Below are 17,443 nucleotides of genomic sequence, written 5' to 3' on the forward strand. Positions count from 1 at the left end.
AGGAAGAGAGATCCCATGCCTGTTGAACCCGAGGAGCCCTCCGGGACGAGCCAGTCTCCGACGAAACTGCGCTCGCCGTGGCGCGCTGTGCCCGATGCCAAATGGCTTGACTGGCGCTGGCAGATGAGCAACCGCCTCAACTCGCTGGAGGAGTTGCAGTCGGTCATCAACTTGACGCCTGACGAGATCGCGGGCATTACCGCCAAGGATCGCTTCCGCGTCGACATCACGCCGTACTTCGCTGCGCTGATGGACCCGGACGACCCGAACTGCCCGGTGCGCCGCCAGATCATACCGACGGCCGCTGAGTTGCAGAAGGCCGACTACATGATGGAGGACTCGCTCGGCGAAGACCGTCATTCGCCGGTGCCGGGTCTGGTGCACCGCTACCCGGACCGCGTGCTGATGCTCGTGACGACGCAGTGCGCGACGTACTGCCGTTACTGCACGCGCAGCCGCATCGTGGGCGACCCGCATGAGAACTTCAACCGCAAGCAGCTTGAGGGCATGGTCGACTACATCGCGCGCACGCCGCAGGTGCGCGATGTGCTGATCTCCGGTGGCGACCCGTTGACGCTAGCGCCGAAGACGCTCGACTGGGTGCTGGGCGCGCTGCGGGCGATCAAGCACGTCGAGATCATCCGCATCGGCAGCCGCGTGCCGGTCTTCATGCCGATGCGCGTCGACGACGAGCTGGTGACGACGCTATCCAAGTATCACCCGCTGTGGATGAACATTCACGTCAACCACTACAAGGAAATCACGCCGGAGTTGAGCGCCGCGCTGGCGAAGTTGTCCAACGCGGGCATCCCGCTCGGCAACCAGTCGGTGCTGCTGGCCGGCGTGAACGACTGCCCGAACGTCATCAAGCGGCTGAGCCACGAACTGCTGCGCAACCGCGTGCGGCCGTACTACCTCTACCAGTGCGACCTGGTGGAAGGGGCGGGCCACTTCCGCACGTCGGTCTCCAAGGGCATCGAGATCATGGAGGCGCTGCGCGGCCACACGACCGGTTTCGCGGTCCCGACGTACGTGATCGACGCGCCGGGCGGCGGCGGCAAGGTGCCGATCATGCCGAACTATCTGGTCGCGCAGTCGCCGGATCGCGTCATCGTGCGCAACTTCGAAGGCGTGATCACGGCGTACGATCAGCCGGTGGATTACCGCAATCACGATCCGAAGACCTGCCCGGACTGCATGGCTTCGGCGGCGCGCCGCGACCTGCAGGACGGCGTGTCGGGCCTGCTCTCCGGCGCCGCGCTGTCGATCACGCCGGAAGGCTATGACGATCTGCACCGCCGCGGCCGCACGGAGCCGAACACGGTCGAAGAGTTTATCGAAATCCAGGGTAGCGCCCATACTGCGGATCCCAATGGCAACGGGCACTACAAGGAGCCGATATGGCAGCGCGAAAGCTGACGGTGGCCCTGCTGGCCAACCTGAAGAAAAATGCCCCACACGTGCTGGGCGAAGCGCCCGACGCGCACGACGATCTGGACTCGGAGCGCACGGTCGAGGCGCTGAAGGCGTCGATCGAGGCGAGCGGGCACAAGTGCGTGTTCCTTGAAGGCAACCTGGATATCGTGAAGCCGCTGCGTAAGCTGAAGCCGGACCTCGCCTTCAACATCTGCGAGATGCACCACGGCGACAGCCGCGAGGCGCAAATTCCCGCGATCCTGGAGATGCTGCGCATCCCGTACACCGGCTCGCGCCTGCTCACGATGGCGCTGACGCAAGACAAGGCGATGACCAAGCGGCTGCTGCTGCACCACGGCCTGCCGACGCCGGAGTTCCAGGAGTTCTTCCGCGCCGACGAGCCGGTTGACCCGAAACTGAAGTACCCGTTGTTCGTCAAGCCGTCGCGCGAAGGCACCGGCATGGGCGTGGACAACCGGTCGATCGTGCGCACCGAAGCGGAACTGCGCGCGCGCGTCGCGTGGGTGATCGACACCTATCGCGAGCCGGCGCTGGTCGAGCGGTTCATCGAGGGGCGTGAGGTCACGGTGGGCATCGTGGGCAACCCGGGGCCGGAGCACTCATGGAAGTCGATGCGCAACGGCAAGCCGTATGGCGGCGCATTCGGCGAGGCGGTGGCGGGCGGCCCGTTCCACTTCTTCCCGGTGCTTGAGGTCGCGTTTGAGGACTATACGGTCGATACGCAAAACGTCTACTCGAACCTGCTGAAGACCGTTCTCGGCGACGATTACCACGTCAAGTGCCCGGCGCCGCTGGAGCCGAAGCAGTTGAAAGAACTGCAGCGCCTGACCGCCGCCACCTTCCAGGTGACGGGCAGCACGGACGTGGCGCGTGTGGACTTCCGGCTGGACATGCACGACAACTTTAAACCGTACATTCTGGAAATCAACCCGCTGCCCGGCATGAGCCCGGGGTACAGCGACCTGTGCCTGGAGGCCGAGGCCGAAGGGCTGTCGCACCAGCAACTGGTGGACGGCATCGTGCGGCTGGCGCTTCGCCGCAACGGCATCCCGATGCCGGCGCCGGCGCCCGTTCCGGTGCGTGAACGCGCGCCGCGCAAGGCGCCGGCAGGTGTGCCGGCGGGTGTGCCCGTGCCGGCCTAGCGTTGGCAGTTGCGGGCCGATGATGAACGTGGCCGGCGCTGGATTCCGCGATCCGGCGCCGGCCACATGTTTTGCGAGACCATGATATGCGCACGACCATGCAAATCCTGATGCTCCTGAGCGAGATGCCGGGGCTGACCGATGAGAAGACGGTGGACAACGAAGTGGGCCGCGACGTCTTCATCACGGCCGACGCGATCGACGCCGCGCTGCGCGAGCGCGGCCACCGCGTGACGCGGGCGCTGATCCAGAAGAGCGTGCTCGACGCGCTGGAGTCTTACGACCCGCGCGCGTGGGCCGTCTTCAACCTGTGCGAGACGCTGGAAGGCGAGTCGTTCCGCGAGCCGTATGTGCCGGCGGTGCTCGATGCGCTGGGATACGCGTACACCGGCTCCGATGCGCGCGCGCTGCACGCCTGCGTCAACAAGGCGAAGACGAAGGCGCGCCTGGCCGCGGCCGGCCTGCCGACGGCGGCCTACCAGTTGTTCCGTTCGCCGGACGACCCGGTCAACGTGCCGTTCCCGGCTTTCGTCAAGCCGGTCGCGGAGGATGCCTCATACGGCGTGACGGACAACGCCGTGGTGCGCAACAAGCGTGAACTGCGCCGTCAGGTGAGCACCATCCTCTCGGAGTTTGGCGGGCCGGTGCTCGTGGAGGATTTCATCGCCGGCCGCGAGTTCAATGTCGGCATCATCGGCAACGATCCACCCCGGGCGCTGCCGCTGGCAGAGATCAACTTCGCGCGCATTAGCGACCCGCACCGGCAGATCATCTCGTTCGCGGCCAAATGGGACGACACGGCGGAGGAGTTTCACGACACGCCGGTCACCTGCCCGGCCGATGTGTCGCCGTTGCTCGCCGCTGAGATCCAGCGCGTGTCGCTGGAGGCGTTCCGCCTGATGGGTTGCCGCGACTACGGCCGGGTGGATATCCGCGTGCGCGACAACCAGCCGTACATCCTCGAAGTCAACCCGAACTGCGGCATTGCGCCCGATGCCGGTTTCCCGCGCGAGATGCGCATCGCCGGTTTCGACTACGGTGCGATGGCCGAGCAGATCGCGCGCCTGGCCGACGAGCGCCGCGCAGCGCGCTACGGCGCCGCGCCGGTCCGCACCCCGCTGAAGGCGGTCCGCCGCCGCACGCCCGTGCCGGCGTGAACCGCTCCGCCGCGAGCGTTGCCTTGAAAGTCCTGATCCTGCGAAACGTCGTGCCCGTGCCGCCGGGTGTTGACGAAAAAGACCTGCTGTCCGAGCTCGACGTGATCCGCGCGTCGGAAGGCATCCAGCGGGCGCTGAACGCGCGCGGACACGAAACGCGCCTGGACGTCGTGTCCGGCAACGTCCTGGACGTGCTGGTGCGCTACGACCCGCGCGAGTGGCTGGTGTTCAATCTGGTCGAGAGCCTCGACGGGCGCGCCGACCTGGAGCCGTATGTGCTGGCGATGTACGAGTCGCAGGGCTTCACGTACACCGCGGGCCCGGCGATCACGCACTACAACTGCCTGCACAAAGATCGCGCCAAGCGCATCTTCCAGGCGGCCGGCATCGCCACACCGGCCTTCCACGTGGCGACCGACGCCAACGATTCGGTGGATATGCCGCTGCCGGCGATCGTCAAACCGGTGGCCGAGGACGCCAGCATCGGGATCCCGCTCACGGCGGTGGCGACGACGCGTGCCGAGCTGCGCGAGCGCGTGGATCACGTCGTGCGCAAGCATCACCAGCCCGCGCTGGTCGAAGAGTACATCGAGGGCCGCGAGTTCTACGTTGGGATCTGGGGCAACCGCGCGCCGGAGGTGCTGCCGCTTTCCGAGATGGACTTCAGCCGCATCGCCAACCCGCTGCAGCGCATCTCATCGTATGAGGTGAAGTGGGAGGAGGGCACGCCGCTGTTCGACAGCACGCCCGCCGTCTGTCCGGCCGATTTGGACGAGGCGCTGGCCGAGCGTGTGCGCGACATTACGCGGCGGGCGTACCGCGCGCTGGGCTGCCGGGACTACGCGCACGCCGACATCCGCGTGCGCGGCGGCCAGCCATACCTGCTGGAGATTAACCCGGCGTGCGACCTCTCCGAGGGGATGGGCTTCTCGAAGCAGGCGCGCATCGCCGGCTACGCGTACCCCGACGCGATTGAGCGCATCGTCATGTTCGCGCTTGAACGCATGGAACGCGCCGCATGATCCAGGTACGCCCCACGACGCGCGCCGACGCCGAGGCGATCAATCGTATCGCCGCCAGTGTGACGGTCTTCAGTGCGGAGGAAGTGCGCGCGGTCGGCGAGTTGCTGGACCTGTTCTTCACCGACCACGCGCAGGATGAGTTCCTGTTTATCAGCGCCGAGGACGACGGGCGTGTGGTCGGCTTCGCGTGCTACGGGCGCATCGCGCTCACGGCGCGCAACTACGAATTGAACTGGATCGCGACCGACCCGCAGGCCGGACGGCGCGGCGTCGCGGCCGCGCTGATCGGCGAGGTGGAGCGCATCGCGCGGGAAGCCGGCGCGCGCTATGTCAACCTCGAAACGTCGGCCACGTCGCCTTACGCGCCGGCGCGGGCGTTCTATGACCGGCAGGACTATCAGATCGTCGCCCGCATCCCCGACTATTACTCCGACGGCGACGAGATGCTGATGTACCGCAAGCTAGTCGCTAGCTGCTAGTTCCGCGATTCCCCCGTTTCATTGTAGAATACGCGCGATTGTCGAGCCTTTCCTAAGATCGCCTCGGACTGGAGCGCGTGCAACCGGTTCTCAACTTCGTCAGCGGTATTGCTATCTGGCTGTATATCGTCAGCGCCATCATCTTCCTGGTGGCGGTGCGCTTCTGGTGGGGCGCGCGTCGCGATGTGCGCAATACCATTTATGGGCTCGAGAAAGAGTCTGCGACCGATCGGGCGTGGGGCGCCATCACGTTTGCGTTGCTGTCGCTGGTGATCGGCGGCGCTGTCTATTACGCCGATGCCAATGCAGACCATCTGCCTCCGGTGGCGCCGCAACGCTCGCCGACCCCGAACCTGGCACTGTTCATCACACCGACGGCGACCGCGCCAGTCCCGACCGCGACCGCCGCCCCGCCGACCCCGACACCGCTGCGCGGTCCGGTGGCCTCGCCGACCCCGAAGCTGACGCTGACCAACACGCCATCGGCGGCGACGAACACGCCGCCGCCGGCCGCCTGCCCGAACCCGTCCGCGCGCATCATTTCGCCGGGCGCGGATGCGCACCTGTTCGGGCCAGTGACCGTGCGCGGCAGCGCGACGATTCCCGAATTTCAATACTACAAGATCGAGTATGGCGTTGGCGAGAACCCGCCCGGCTGGACGGTGATCGGCGATTTGCGCCGGCAGCCGGTCAGCGATGGCGCGCTCGTCACGTTCAATGCCGACGGCTTCGCGCCGGGTGTTTACGGTCTGCGGCTGACGGTCGTCGATCAGCGCGGAAATTTTCCGGTGACCCCCTGCGTGGTCCGGGTGTTCTTCGGGCAGTAATCGCATTTGGCGCATTGCAGAATTGCGCTAGAATGCGGCAGAGGAGGGAGAACTATGTTCGACGTTGGTGTGCCTGAACTGGTATTGGTTCTGGTGGTGGCCCTGGTCGTATTTGGCCCGGGCAAACTGCCTGAAATTGGCGCGAGCATTGGCAAGGCGATCCGGGAATTCCGTGGCGTCACGCAGTCGATCAGCAACGAAGTCAACGCGGTGACGAATCTCGACCTGCTGGCCGAGGACGAAGCCACCACGAAGCGGATACTGGCCGAGAAGGAGGCCGCCGCGAAGGCGCAGGCCGAAAGCGCCAACGCTCCGCATGCTGCCGTCGAGGCTGCGGCGATGGCCTATGCTGAAACGCCGGTGACGGCGGTCGAAGCGCCGGTCACGGCCGCCGATTTGCGCCCGGTGGACAGCATCACCGAGCAGATCGCCGAGCTTGAAGAGTCGATTAAAGCGCAAGAGCGCTTGCGCCTGATGATGGGCGACCAGTCGACAAACGCGATCATCGCGACGATCCGCGCGCGAATTGAAGAACTTCAGCGTCGCTCGTCCGATGCCGTGGCGGCCGCCGCCGCTGCAAACGAACCGGCGGCGACGCCCGCCTAGCGGTCTTTCGCTGCGCAACGGGATAGAGCAATGATGCTTCGAGCCCGCTGGCTCATACTGATTGCCGGGATGGTGTTGATGGCCGCATGCGGCGGACCTGCGACGCCCGCGGTCACGCCGACACCGCCCGGCCCGACCCCAACGATTACGCCCGCCGTGCTATTGCCGGCGGGCGCACCGCTTTCCGCGCAAGCCACGCCGGGCGCGACACGGCCGGCTACCCCAGCGCGCACCGGCACGCTGTTGCCGACGCCGCTTCCCGCTATCCAACCGGGCGCGGCGGCGTCGGTCTCCGTGCCGATCCTGATGTACCACCAGATCCGCGACCTGACGGCCAGCGCCTCGGCCGATGACCGGATATGGACGGTCGCGCCGGCATCGCTGGCGGCACAACTGGGCTACCTCGCCGACAAGGGCTACACCACGATCAGCCTCGACCAGTTACTCGACGGCATGAGCGGGCAGTCGCCGCTGCCGCCGAAGCCGGTCGTGATCACGTTCGACGACGGCTGGAAGACACAGTACACCAACGCGCTGCCGCTGCTCAAAAAGTACAACCAGACGGCGACGTTCTATGTGGTCACGACCTACATGGGATACGGCGCATACTTCGACTGGATGATGACCGGCGAGGTGCTTAAAGCAGGCATGACGATCGGCAGCCACACGATCGACCACAAGTCGTTGACGAGCGTTTCGGCATCCGAATTGGACAAAGAACTGCGCGAGTCCAAGTCGGCGCTGGAAGGCAAGCTCGGCATTACCGTCACGCACCTGGCGTACCCAAACGGCGCGTTCAACGACAGTGTGGTCGCCGCGGTGAAACGCGCCGGCTACCGCAGCGCGACGACGATCAACCCCGCGCCGGTCAAAAGCCCTGTCGCGCCGCTGGCGTTGCCGCGCATCCGGGTCGAGTACAAGGACACACTGGCCGACTTCGCCAAGAAGCTGCCGTAGCCCACAATCTGCGCAAGTAATCGTAATTCGGCGCCCCCCAGCGGGCGGTTTGCAGTCTAACCGCCCGCTTTGCATTCTCTCATTTGGCTCTCATTGAGCTTTGGTTTAATACAATCAGCAACAGCAGAGGCTACGGGCAAACAGCCTCCTCCTTGAAACCGCCCCGACTCCCCTTGGGCGAGGGGAGTCGGGGATTCCGGTTTTATATGGCATAAAGCGGGGCGGCTTGTCCCCATTTTGAGAGGTCATAAATATGGAAACACAGAGCAGAGGCGTGGGGTGTCGGACGCTATTCGTGGTTGTGATGCTGGCGCTGTTCGTCGGCCTGCTGGGCGGCGGCGCGGCCGGCGGCTCGATCGCGTATCTGATGTCCAGCCAGCAGCGCGCGGCGTCACCGGTTGTGGCCAGCGCGCCTGCGGCCGGGGCCGCCGCGCAGGTCGTGGCGGTGCAGCCGGATTCCGCAATCGTGCAGGCGGTCAAGCGGGTGAACCCGGCGGTCGTGACGATCGTCGCGACGACGCAGCAGCGGATTCCGTCCGCATCCGGCCCGCGCAACCGGCAGGGGCAGGCAACCGGCACGGGCGTGGTGATTGACGACAAGGGCTATATCGTAACTAACCAGCACGTGATCGACGGCGCAACGGCGATCCAGGTGCTGTTCCAGGATGGCGGTAAATCGGATGCGAAGCTGATCGGCAGCGACGCGTTCAGCGATCTGGCCGTACTGCAGGTGACTGACCGCGCGATGCCGGGCGTCGCCGAACTGGGCGATTCGAAGGCTCTGCAGCAGGGCGAGCCGGTGATCGCGATCGGCTCGGCGCTGGGCGACTTCCGCGATACGGTGACGGTTGGCGTGGTCAGCGGCCTGAACCGCCAGTTGAGCGCGAACGAAGGCTCGTCGCTCGAAGGGCTGATCCAGACCGATGCGGCGATCAATCACGGCAATTCCGGCGGTCCACTGGTGAACATCAGCGGTCAGGTGATCGGCATCAACTCGCTGGTCGTCAGCACGGACAACAACGGGCAGTCTGCGCAGGGCCTCGGCTTTGCGGTGCCGGTCAACACGGTGAAGTATGTGGCGGCGCAGTTGCTGGCCAGCGGGCGTGTGTCGCGGCCGTTCATGGGCGTGACGTACACGACGCTGAACCCGCAGATTGCGGCGGCGAACAACCTGGCGCCCAAGCAGGGCGCATGGATTCAGGAGATTTCGGCGGGCGGGCCGGCGGCGCGCGCCGGGTTGAAGGTCGGCGACGTGATTACCGCGATCAACGGGACGGCGCTGACGGCGGACGCGCCGCTGCCGACCATATTGCTGAAGAACAAAGTCGGGGAGACGGTGACACTGTCGGTGCAGCGCGGCGATCAGACGCTGAACGTGGATGTGAAGCTCGCCGACCGGCCGACCACTGGATAGTCTTGGCTGCCGGCAGACAGCACAAAGCCCCTTCGGGTTCAGAAGACCCGAAGGGGCTTTTGATTTTGCGCGGCGAATTTCGCCCCGCTGCCGAATCCGATCGGCCAGCGTGTTATACTGTTTCAAATTGAAAATGTCCCATGTGCATGTCGCATGAGCACACGGCACACCGCCAAATTCTGCCCTCCCCCCAGCCCCCTCCCAGCGAAGCTGGGAGGGGGAGCAAGTCTCCGGGGAGGTGCGCGGCGGCGTAACCGCCGCGCAACTCCCCGTTAGTTTTTCCCCTTCTCCCCCTGCGCGCGGGGGAGAAGGGGCCAGGGGATGAGGGGGCGGCAGTTGCACTTGCGCAATCGCTATGAGGACATGGCCAAGTTGAAATAGTATTACGCCATAAACGTCAGCACCAACTGGTCCTCGGTGAAGGTGGCCTTCTCGACTTCGCGCGTGGCCAGCACGCGCGGCAGCACCAGGTTGCGCCGCCAGTTGCCGAGGCTGAGCGTCAATTCGTCGGCCACGCGCGTCAGCTTGACGTCGCCCTTGGCGGTGAACGGCAGCTTGAGCGATAGTTCGTAGTGGTCGTCGCGCCTGGTGACGACCTGCGGTGACCCGGTGTAGAACATCTGCGACGGGTCGCGGTCGCCGTAGATGGCGGCGGACATGCGGCGCAGCATGTCGGGACCGACGACCTCGTTCTCGAAGAACGGCCCCTGCAGGATCGGCACCGGCGCGAACGATTCCTCGGCGAGGCGCAGGTACTTCTGCTGGGTGTCGCGCAGGGCAGCGAAATAGCCGGTCTGCGCCTCCGGCGGCAGGACGCGGTTCTGTATGACGAGGTCGCAGGCGAAGCCGTACAGGTTGATGTAGGTGAAGGTGCGCTGCGCCTCCTTGATGACCATCTTCTCCGGGTTGAGCACGATGCGCACCGATGACTTCGTCGGGTCGGCCAGCAGCTTCTGCATGCGGTCGAGCTGCAGGATCAACTCCTTGATCGTGTCGAACATGCGGTCGTCGGGTATCGGCAGGCCGGTCACGCCGCGCAAAAGCGGTCCCGCCATCTTGACGGCGGCGCGCTCGATCGGGAAGATGTGCGTCAGGTACCAGCGCGCGACCTCAGGCAGCGACAGCAGGCGCAGCGTCTCGCCGGTTGGCGCACAGTCGACGATGATCACGTCGTACTCGCCGCTGTCGTGCAGGGCGACGATCTGCAGCAGGCTGGCCAGCTCGTCCATGCCGGGCAGGATGCTCGCCTCCTCCGCGATCATCTCGTTGATGCCGCGCCACTGCAGGACCGAGTTGATCCAGTCCTGCACGGTACCCCAGTAGCGCTCCATCTGGTGCAGGACGTCGATCTCCTGCGCCTTGAGCTTTGGCGCCAGCGTGATCGGCTCGTTGCCAATGGTCAGGTCGAACGAGTCGCCGAGCGAGTGTGCGGCGTCGGTCGAGACGACGATGGTCCGGTAGCCGAGTTCGGCGCAGCGCATGGCGGTGGCCGCGGCAATCGACGTCTTGCCGACGCCGCCTTTGCCGGTATAGAGAATGATTCGCATGTGTGGTTTCGCTCCGCTTTGATGGCCGCGCAGTTCGTGGCGCGGCAGGGGCAGTTGCAGTGTGCGCGACGATGCCCAACCGTTGATTATACGGGCGATGCGGTAAGGGCGAAGCATTCGCGCAGTCGGCTTCCAGTCGAACACGCGCGCACGCGCGAATGCTTCGCCCCTACGAGGGCGCCGTGTGTTATACTGCGGTATACCTTGAACACGGGAGGAAGCGATGCCGCAGGATTTCGAGGCACCGGATCATGCCCAGTACATGCGCGAGGCGCTGAAGGAGGCCGGGTGCTCATCTGCCATGCGCAAGCCCGACGCCAGACGGTAGTGGTTACCGGCGGCGAGGCCTGGCGCAGTCGTTTGAGTCTTCGAGCGCCGCACCCCGCTCGCTGCGCTGGAGTGATGCCAACCGTTATCACGGCTTGTGCGCATAGCATCAATCGAGTGCTCTAATCTTGGGATGGAGTAATCCCAGACTAACCAGGACAGTGGTCAATAAGCCTCCACTGATTAATACCATTGGCGCGCCGACCCAGTCCGTTGCCCACCCCGCCAGACCAAAGCCAATTGGCAGCAGGACGAACGAACCAAGCGCATCAATGCTTGCGACGCGCCCCAGCAAATGACGCGGCACCAACTCTTGCAGAGTATTATCCCAAATCAAATTAAATATAGCCAGCGACCCGCCTACCAGAAACGCGGCGACCAGCAAGCCAATCATCGGCAGCGGCAAACCAACTATGGCGGTGGCCAGCCCCCAACCAATTAACCCGCCGTACGCTACTAAGCCCCGGCGGCGAAGGCGTGTTGAACGACCGACCCACACGGCCCCGAGCGCCGACCCGAGCGCATAGGCCGAATACAAAAATCCCAACACCCCGACCTCAGCATGCAAACTATCCTTGACAAGAAATGGCAATGCGACGGACCAAGGTCCAGCCTGTGTCATATTGGTCAAACCGGAGATGCAGATCGTGATCCACAGCCACGGCGTGTGGGTCACGGTGCTGAATCCCTCTTGTACGGCAACTCGGATACTGGCTCGCTGCGTGTTGCCCAAGTGGGCCGTTGATACTGGAAGGAGCGGCGCCAGACACGCAGCCGATATGAAGAATGACAAGGCATCGAGGGCGAAGCCGCCCGACGGACCACCAAATGCGACGATGGCGGCGCCAAGGGCGGGGCCGAATATGCCGGTCAGTTGGCGGCTCAGCGCCGTCAATGAATTGGCGCTGGGCAACATGTCGCTCGGCACCAGCTCAGGCACGAGGGCGGTATACGCCGGCTGAAAAAAGGCCGCCACTAAGCCGAAGGCGGTGCTCGCCAGAAAGATGTGCCAGACTTCCAAGGTCCCCGTGACGGCTAATGCAGTCACCAAAGTGATGAGGATACCGCGCAGCAAGTCTGAGATCAGCATGATGCGTGTGCGAGAGAAGCGGTCAACGGTGACCCCGCCGAGCAAGAGGAACAAGAGGTTGGGGATCGAGGAGAATATCAGTACCGTCCCCATCGTTGTGGCGGAACCGGTCTTCTGCAGGACCCACCATGCCAATGCGATGGTATACAAACGATCGCCCAGCCGTGAAATTGTTTGCCCGGACCACAGCAAGGCGAAAGTGGGATGGGTCAGTGATCGGATGAGCGTCATACGAAGTGTCACGTCGTGCCGGGCAGCGCTTTGAAGAGGAATGTCACAGAGTCGGTCGACGGCATGGAGCAAATTATACATCACGAAGTATGCCGCCGCACGCGCGGCGGTGTGCTATACTCGGTTTCAACCTTACTGTGGGAGGAACTGATGCCGCTGGATTTCGAGGCGCTGGATCATGCCCTGTACATGCGCGCGGCGCTGAAGGAGGCCGAACGCTCGCTGGCCGACGGTGACCGTCCGATCGGCGCGGTGATCGTGCACAACGGCAAGATCGTCGGGCGCGGGCGGGCGATGCACAAGCTGCGCCACAGCCAGATCGCGCACGCGGAGATGAACGCGCTGATGCAGGCCGAGCGATACCTGGAGGAGCACCAGCACGAAGCGGTGCTCTACACGACGGTGGAGCCGTGCGTGATGTGCCTGGGCGCGGCGGTGATGAGCGACCTGGCGGCGATTGTCTTCGCGCTGGCCGACAAGAACATCCACCCGGAAGCGATGCTGGAGATGCCGTACGTGAAACGGCACATCAAGCACTACCTGGGCGGCGTGCTGCGCCTGGAGAGCGAGGCGCTGTGGGTGCGCGGCCGCCCGGACGAACTGCGCATGCTCAACGGGGGATAAAGAAAAACACCAAGACACGAAGACACAAAGAAATCTATCTTTGTGCCTTGGTGTCTTGGTGTTGGATTTCTGCCTTTAGCCGAACAGCCCCTTGACGATGCCGCCGTCGACCGTCAGCGCCGTGCCGGTGATGTACGAGGCGCGGTCGGACATGAGGAACGCGGCGGCGGCGGCGAACTCCTCCACCCGGCCGATGCGTCCCGCCGGGATCGCCGCCGAGAGCGCTTTCGCCTCGGCTTCGCGCGCGGTGTGGTTCGCCTTAGCGCGGTTGTCGAGCAGTTGGTCGACGCGCTCGGTCTGAATCCAGCCCGGACAGATGCAGTTGACCGTCACGCCGTCTTTGGCGACTTCGCTGGCCAGCGTCTTCGCCATGCCGACCACACCGGCGCGGATGGCATTCGACAGGATCAGGTTCTCCAGCGGCTGCTTGACCGTGAACGAGGTATCGATGACGATGCGGCCCCACCGCTTGCCCTGCATGCCGGGCAGCACGGCGCGGCAGAGCCGCACGACGCTCATCAGGTTGAGTTGGACGGCGGACAGCCACTGCTCGTCGCTGAACTGCATGAACGGGCCCGGCGGCGGCCCGCCGGCGTTGGCGAACAGCGCGTCGATGCCGCCCCAGCGCTTCGCCGTCTCCTCCGCGACGCGCGCAATCTGGCCGGCATCGGTTACGTCGCCGGCCAGCGCCAGCACCTCGGCGCCGGTCTGCTTGCGGATGTCCGCGGCGGCGCTGTCGATCGCCTCGGCGTTGCGCGAGCAGATGGCGACGAGCGCGCCCTCGCGGGCGAGTTCGAGCGCGACCGCTTTGCCCAGTCCGCGGCTGGCGGCGGTCACCAGGGCGACTTTGTTTTTCAGTCCGAGGTCCATTAGATCTCCTGTTGATCTATCAGTATGCGTCGAAGACGAACTGCGATGTGCTTCAAATCATGTAGGGCTTGCTGCATCCTCGTGGCATGGGCCGGTTCTGCCTATTTGGCAGGATTTCAAATTGGAATGCGAGAGCAGTCAGTCAAGTGAGCTTGTAGATCCGCAGGTTCCCAAACTCAGCTCGGGTGCCAAAAGTGTGAAGATAGACGCGGCCTGTGCCTCCAAACATCTTGTCCTGCACACTTATCCGCACCACATCATTGACCAGAACTTCTACTCTGCTATGTAGAATCTGTACCTGTAAGTGTATCCACTCTGATAAGCGAGCCCGGCCCATTAATTCGTTGCTGCTAGCAATGATCTCTTGCGCCCGATAAAGTTCAAGCTGTCCATCGACCCTTAAGTAGGCAAGATAGCCAAAGCGAAAATCGGGTAACGAACCGCGGACCCGAACCCCCGCCCAATACGATTTGTCGCTATAATCTAGTATGCGTACGTTGCAGTTCACTAAGCAATCCTCTAATAGTTCAATTCCGCGCGGAGACGCAGTGGCAGCGGTCGACGAATCACCCATTTCAATCGAGTCTGTGCTTGCTCTATATCCTCTTGAAATTGCCGAGTCACTCCAGTAGTCAAACTCAGGGTGAATCCCGCGTTTTCGTCTTATATCGTACAGCAGGGCTTGATTTTGAAATGGCGAACGCTGTGCTTGCGCCTTTGCTTCCTCACTGGACTTTCTTATAGAGTCTGCGTCACGAGTACTCTGCGACCAAACCTCGGACGCTCTATCGGTTATCGTGAATTTGCTTGAAGCAGCTTGCTTTTCCATCCATTTCAGTAATGGCTCTCCGAGAACATCGTGGTAGACCTCGAACAACTCTTGGTTGGGATGATCCGGAGATGCCAAACGGCGCAATATTCGAGCGTCTGCGCTCGCCATGGAATTGAGAACGCGTCTGACTTGGTCTTCTGAAACCCCTGATAATAAAGCTAGATCGAGAGAATTGTGGGCAATCTTTCTTCGCGAAATCGTGATGAGGTGCTTCAATAACCTTGCGGCTATCTCTTGGTCTTCCACACCTAGAGAATCCATAATGCCGCTTACATGGTCGAATACTATGCTGTCTATATTGCCTATCGTGTTCAGGGTGTCGGTCCCCAATATGCGCGACCCACGCTCGATCTCCTCATTCCAAAGCTTGAGCATAACCAGTTGGAGGTAAGCAGTTTCTACTCGAATTGAATCTCCCGCGGTTGGTGGCAAATCGTTATGATTCCGCTCAATGTTGTAAGCATCGTACGGCTTCTCCCGTTTTACCTGTTCCAATACCAACTCAACTAGTCTGGGGTCAATTGTGTACCTCTCAGACGGTTCGCGGAATCTCTTGTTGAATTGTGCAATAGGTTTACGAATTGCACGTTCTGCTGATTTGGTCTCTAGATGGTCTAGGCGCAGATAGCTATCAAAGAGGCGAGGAAACAAACTCGCATAGCGATCCATGTGGGCCAGCGCGTCTTCCCGAAACGAGATCAGGAAATTTGCACGCAGCCTTGGGCTAGCCATTGCCTCGATAAGCTCTTCATCAAATGATGCGGGCGACTGACGCAAAAGGTATTCTTCAAATTGATCCAGAATGACCATTACGCGGCGACGCACCTTCTCGGAATAGATTTGAAGGAGTTCGGACAGAGTTAAGTTGCGGTCGTCAAGAGTAACATTAAGCACATTACTCTCGGTGAGGGCTGTCTTGACGATAGTCTGTTTTAGACTCTTCGCGGCGTGCCCATGCCAGTCATTGTGCATTACCAAGGATGCAGATCGTCTTCTTCGTAAGGCAGGAATGACGCCGGCTCTAAGAATAGATGATTTGCCAACACCACTTGGTCCATACAGTAAGGTAACTGGTGATGCAAAGAAGTGCGCGATGATGAGCCGCATTTCCTTCTCTCGCCCAAAGAAGTAGGGCGCATCTTGTTCGGCATATGGTGCCAGCCCTTGGTATGGCGAGGTGCGCTGATTCGCTAATTCAGCCTTCATCTTGTGCCCCTCGTAGTTTGCGGGCAAACGCTTCGAGCGGCAGGTCGAAAAGAGTAACCCCGCGCTTTTCCCACAAGTGTTTTTCCAAATCACTAACATCCCGCTGAATTGCCCAAGATGCAATGTTGTCTCGCCATCGAGCACGCCTAGCTATGCCACTCAACACGACCCGTAGATGCCAGTCACCTAGGCCATAGCCCAGGAATAGGAAGTGGCTTTCATCAAAATGTTCTGTGAAAATAGGCGGAATTGCTGAATTAGTAGTCAGCCGCCCCATGAAGTCGACGTAATCATCTTCAGTGATTACGTACTGATCTCGGGAAGCATCAAATGGGTCAACAGCGCCGTGAATCTTATACACGATAAATGCTCTTGGCAATACTAAATCGAGCTCTGTAGTAGAAACATGTTTAGGTGAGGATTTACGGTTAGGCCAAAACAATACTTTGCCATTTAGTTCTTCTGCAACGGTATGGATGACTACGTGGTAGGCTCTGCCTGCATCGTGAAGTGCCTGAAGTGCGCCCCTCAGGCTGGACACCTTTGAGGGTAGGTTAAGGGTGATCGCTATTGAGCCTGTTGCGCGTACCACTGGGCCTCGAACTCGCGGGGCGAGAGATCACCGAGCGCCGAATGGATTCGCTTGCGATTGTAGACAGGCTTGACCCATTTCGCTCATGCTGATCTGGATGCCGCGCGCCGTCAGCAACTGCGTGTAGGCGGGGGTCGCGTACTGCACCCCTTGATCGGAGTGATGCGTCTCGCACACGCCGTGCCGCAACGCCTTCTGCAGCGCATGCACGGCCAGCAGGTGTGTCAGGTCTTGCCCCAGCGCCCAGCCACGGATGGTGCGCGTGAAGACGTCCAACACGATCGCCAGAAACACGATCTCGCCGCTGGACAGCACGATGTACGTCAGATCGCACGCCCAGACCTGGTCGGGTCGTGTGATCACCAGCGTGCGCACCAGATTCGGATAGCGCTGGAACCCGTGGCGCGAGTCCGTCGTCGCCATGCGCCGGCGCGGTCGCTTAGCCCGTAAATGCGCCTGTTTCATGAGCCGCCGCACGCGTTTGCTGTTGACGTGTGCAAACGCCGCTTGGCGCCGCAGCAGGATGGTCAGGCGCCGATAGCCGTAGGTCGGGTAGCGGCCCGCCAAGCGCTGCAAGGCGTGCAAGAGGGGTTGATCGGCGGCGCGGTCGATCCGTCCCGGACCGGCATGGTAGAAGCTGCTCGGTGCCAAGTCAAACAAGTCGCACAGCGCGCGGACCGTGCCGTACTGCGGGTTGAGTGTCTTCACGAGTTGTCGTTTGAGCGCGACAGACGGCTCAACCACAACGAGGCTTTTTTTAAGGCCTCATTCTCGATCGTCAGTTGCCCGATCAGCCGCTCGAGCTCGGCGACGCGGTGCTCCTGGGCGACACCGTCGTTGCTGCGACTGAAGACCTGCGGCAGACGCGCGAGCGCCTGCTCGCGCCATTCATAGATCAGCTTGTCCTTGAGGCGATGTTTACGCGCTAGCGCAGCGACGCTGCTGCGCCCGCTGAGCACTTCAAGCACGACACGGCTCTTGAACTCTGCGGCAAACTTGCGTTTCGGTTGTCCTTGCATGTGAGCACCTCGTTGATAGGTATTTTACCCTCAGCGCGGTGTCCAACTTCAGGGGCGCATTACA

The 17,443-nt window shown here is 62.4% G+C and carries 17 protein-coding genes; 10 read left to right on the forward strand and 7 right to left on the reverse strand.

All coding sequences use genetic code 11. The features are described from left to right. The first annotated feature begins 15 nt into the window (after window positions 1-15). The 9 genes from ablA (at window position 16) to HZB53_01420 (ending at window position 9,041) form a co-directional block, all read left to right on the forward strand. Complete coding sequence (gene ablA, locus HZB53_01380) at window positions 16-1,419, forward strand: lysine 2,3-aminomutase (protein ID MBI5876274.1); 1,404 nt, start codon at window positions 16-18, stop codon at window positions 1,417-1,419. Next, window positions 1,401-2,579: a hypothetical protein gene (locus HZB53_01385; GenBank protein ID MBI5876275.1), complete on the forward strand. Its 1,179-nt coding sequence runs from the start codon at window positions 1,401-1,403 to the stop codon at window positions 2,577-2,579. The genes ablA and HZB53_01385 overlap by 19 nt, the downstream gene beginning before the upstream one ends. Before the next feature lie 86 nt (window positions 2,580-2,665). Further along, window positions 2,666-3,736 carry an ATP-grasp domain-containing protein gene (locus HZB53_01390; protein MBI5876276.1) on the forward strand — a complete coding sequence of 357 codons (1,071 nt, stop codon included), beginning with the start codon at window positions 2,666-2,668 and terminating at the stop codon, window positions 3,734-3,736. 23 nt (window positions 3,737-3,759) lie between these two features. Further along, the gene (locus HZB53_01395; protein MBI5876277.1) at window positions 3,760-4,758 is read left to right on the forward strand and encodes a hypothetical protein; all 999 of its coding nucleotides are present in this window, start codon (window positions 3,760-3,762) and stop codon (window positions 4,756-4,758) included. Continuing rightward, window positions 4,755-5,237 (forward strand): GNAT family N-acetyltransferase, encoded by a 483-nt coding sequence (locus HZB53_01400; protein MBI5876278.1) that lies wholly within the window; start codon window positions 4,755-4,757, stop codon window positions 5,235-5,237. Before HZB53_01395 ends, HZB53_01400 begins: the two co-directional genes overlap by 4 nt. A gap of 77 nt (window positions 5,238-5,314) precedes the next feature. Further along, the gene (locus HZB53_01405) at window positions 5,315-6,064 is read left to right on the forward strand and encodes a hypothetical protein (protein MBI5876279.1); all 750 of its coding nucleotides are present in this window, start codon (window positions 5,315-5,317) and stop codon (window positions 6,062-6,064) included. Between the two features lie 54 nt (window positions 6,065-6,118). Continuing rightward, the gene (tatA, locus tag HZB53_01410; protein ID MBI5876280.1) at window positions 6,119-6,670 is read left to right on the forward strand and encodes a twin-arginine translocase TatA/TatE family subunit; all 552 of its coding nucleotides are present in this window, start codon (window positions 6,119-6,121) and stop codon (window positions 6,668-6,670) included. Window positions 6,671-6,700: 30 nt separating this feature from the next. Further along, complete coding sequence (locus HZB53_01415; protein MBI5876281.1) at window positions 6,701-7,627, forward strand: polysaccharide deacetylase family protein; 927 nt, start codon at window positions 6,701-6,703, stop codon at window positions 7,625-7,627. A gap of 253 nt (window positions 7,628-7,880) precedes the next feature. After that, window positions 7,881-9,041: a trypsin-like peptidase domain-containing protein gene (locus HZB53_01420; protein ID MBI5876282.1), complete on the forward strand. Its 1,161-nt coding sequence runs from the start codon at window positions 7,881-7,883 to the stop codon at window positions 9,039-9,041. A 383-nt stretch (window positions 9,042-9,424) separates the two neighbouring features. On the opposite strand, the gene HZB53_01425 is transcribed toward HZB53_01420, so the two are convergent. Beyond that, complete coding sequence (locus tag HZB53_01425; protein MBI5876283.1) at window positions 9,425-10,588, reverse strand: ArsA family ATPase; 1,164 nt, start codon at window positions 10,586-10,588, stop codon at window positions 9,425-9,427. 436 nt (window positions 10,589-11,024) lie between these two features. Continuing rightward, entirely contained in the window at window positions 11,025-12,236 is a 1,212-nt protein-coding gene (locus HZB53_01430; GenBank protein MBI5876284.1) for an MFS transporter, read from the reverse strand. 150 nt (window positions 12,237-12,386) lie between these two features. Between HZB53_01430 and HZB53_01435 the strand changes: the two genes are divergently transcribed. Continuing rightward, complete coding sequence (locus tag HZB53_01435; protein ID MBI5876285.1) at window positions 12,387-12,860, forward strand: nucleoside deaminase; 474 nt, start codon at window positions 12,387-12,389, stop codon at window positions 12,858-12,860. 75 nt (window positions 12,861-12,935) lie between these two features. On the opposite strand, the gene HZB53_01440 is transcribed toward HZB53_01435, so the two are convergent. The 5 genes from HZB53_01440 to HZB53_01460 all read right to left on the reverse strand — a co-directional run bounded on the left by HZB53_01440 (window position 12,936) and on the right by HZB53_01460 (window position 17,379). After that, window positions 12,936-13,730, reverse strand: coding sequence for an SDR family oxidoreductase (locus tag HZB53_01440; protein MBI5876286.1), 795 nt, complete (start codon window positions 13,728-13,730; stop codon window positions 12,936-12,938). Window positions 13,731-13,872: 142 nt separating this feature from the next. Beyond that, window positions 13,873-15,768, reverse strand: a complete 1,896-nt coding sequence (locus HZB53_01445) for a hypothetical protein (GenBank protein MBI5876287.1) — start codon at window positions 15,766-15,768, stop codon at window positions 13,873-13,875. Then, a complete protein-coding gene (locus tag HZB53_01450) occupies window positions 15,758-16,360 on the reverse strand; it encodes an SIR2 family protein (GenBank protein ID MBI5876288.1) in 603 nt (200 codons plus the stop codon). The genes HZB53_01445 and HZB53_01450 overlap by 11 nt, the downstream gene beginning before the upstream one ends. Before the next feature lie 27 nt (window positions 16,361-16,387). Beyond that, complete coding sequence (locus tag HZB53_01455) at window positions 16,388-17,104, reverse strand: IS3 family transposase (protein ID MBI5876289.1); 717 nt, start codon at window positions 17,102-17,104, stop codon at window positions 16,388-16,390. Further along, on the reverse strand, window positions 17,065-17,379 hold the full coding sequence (locus HZB53_01460; protein MBI5876290.1) for a transposase: 315 nt from the start codon (window positions 17,377-17,379) through the stop codon (window positions 17,065-17,067). The genes HZB53_01455 and HZB53_01460 overlap by 40 nt, the downstream gene beginning before the upstream one ends. Window positions 17,380-17,443 lie beyond the last annotated feature (64 nt).

The organism is Chloroflexota bacterium (assembly GCA_016235055.1).
Classification (GTDB): Bacteria; Chloroflexota; Anaerolineae; order JACRMK01; family JACRMK01; genus JACRMK01.

Excerpts from the sequence above, each read along its gene's own strand:
- ablA (MBI5876274.1), top strand. The coding sequence starts at position 16 with ATGCCTGTTGAACCCGAGGAGCCCTCCGGGACGAGCCAGTCTCCGACG.
- HZB53_01400 (MBI5876278.1), top strand. The coding sequence starts at position 4,755 with ATGATCCAGGTACGCCCCACGACGCGCGCCGACGCCGAGGCGATCAAT.
- HZB53_01390 (MBI5876276.1), top strand. The coding sequence starts at position 2,666 with ATGCGCACGACCATGCAAATCCTGATGCTCCTGAGCGAGATGCCGGGG.
- HZB53_01420 (MBI5876282.1), top strand. The coding sequence starts at position 7,881 with ATGGAAACACAGAGCAGAGGCGTGGGGTGTCGGACGCTATTCGTGGTT.
- HZB53_01415 (MBI5876281.1), top strand. The coding sequence starts at position 6,701 with ATGATGCTTCGAGCCCGCTGGCTCATACTGATTGCCGGGATGGTGTTG.
- HZB53_01425 (MBI5876283.1), bottom strand. The coding sequence starts at position 10,588 with ATGCGAATCATTCTCTATACCGGCAAAGGCGGCGTCGGCAAGACGTCG.
- HZB53_01445 (MBI5876287.1), bottom strand. The coding sequence starts at position 15,768 with ATGAAGGCTGAATTAGCGAATCAGCGCACCTCGCCATACCAAGGGCTG.
- HZB53_01385 (MBI5876275.1), top strand. The coding sequence starts at position 1,401 with ATGGCAGCGCGAAAGCTGACGGTGGCCCTGCTGGCCAACCTGAAGAAA.
- HZB53_01435 (MBI5876285.1), top strand. The coding sequence starts at position 12,387 with ATGCCGCTGGATTTCGAGGCGCTGGATCATGCCCTGTACATGCGCGCG.
- HZB53_01430 (MBI5876284.1), bottom strand. The coding sequence starts at position 12,236 with ATGACGCTCATCCGATCACTGACCCATCCCACTTTCGCCTTGCTGTGG.
- HZB53_01460 (MBI5876290.1), bottom strand. The coding sequence starts at position 17,379 with ATGCAAGGACAACCGAAACGCAAGTTTGCCGCAGAGTTCAAGAGCCGT.
- tatA (MBI5876280.1), top strand. The coding sequence starts at position 6,119 with ATGTTCGACGTTGGTGTGCCTGAACTGGTATTGGTTCTGGTGGTGGCC.
- HZB53_01440 (MBI5876286.1), bottom strand. The coding sequence starts at position 13,730 with ATGGACCTCGGACTGAAAAACAAAGTCGCCCTGGTGACCGCCGCCAGC.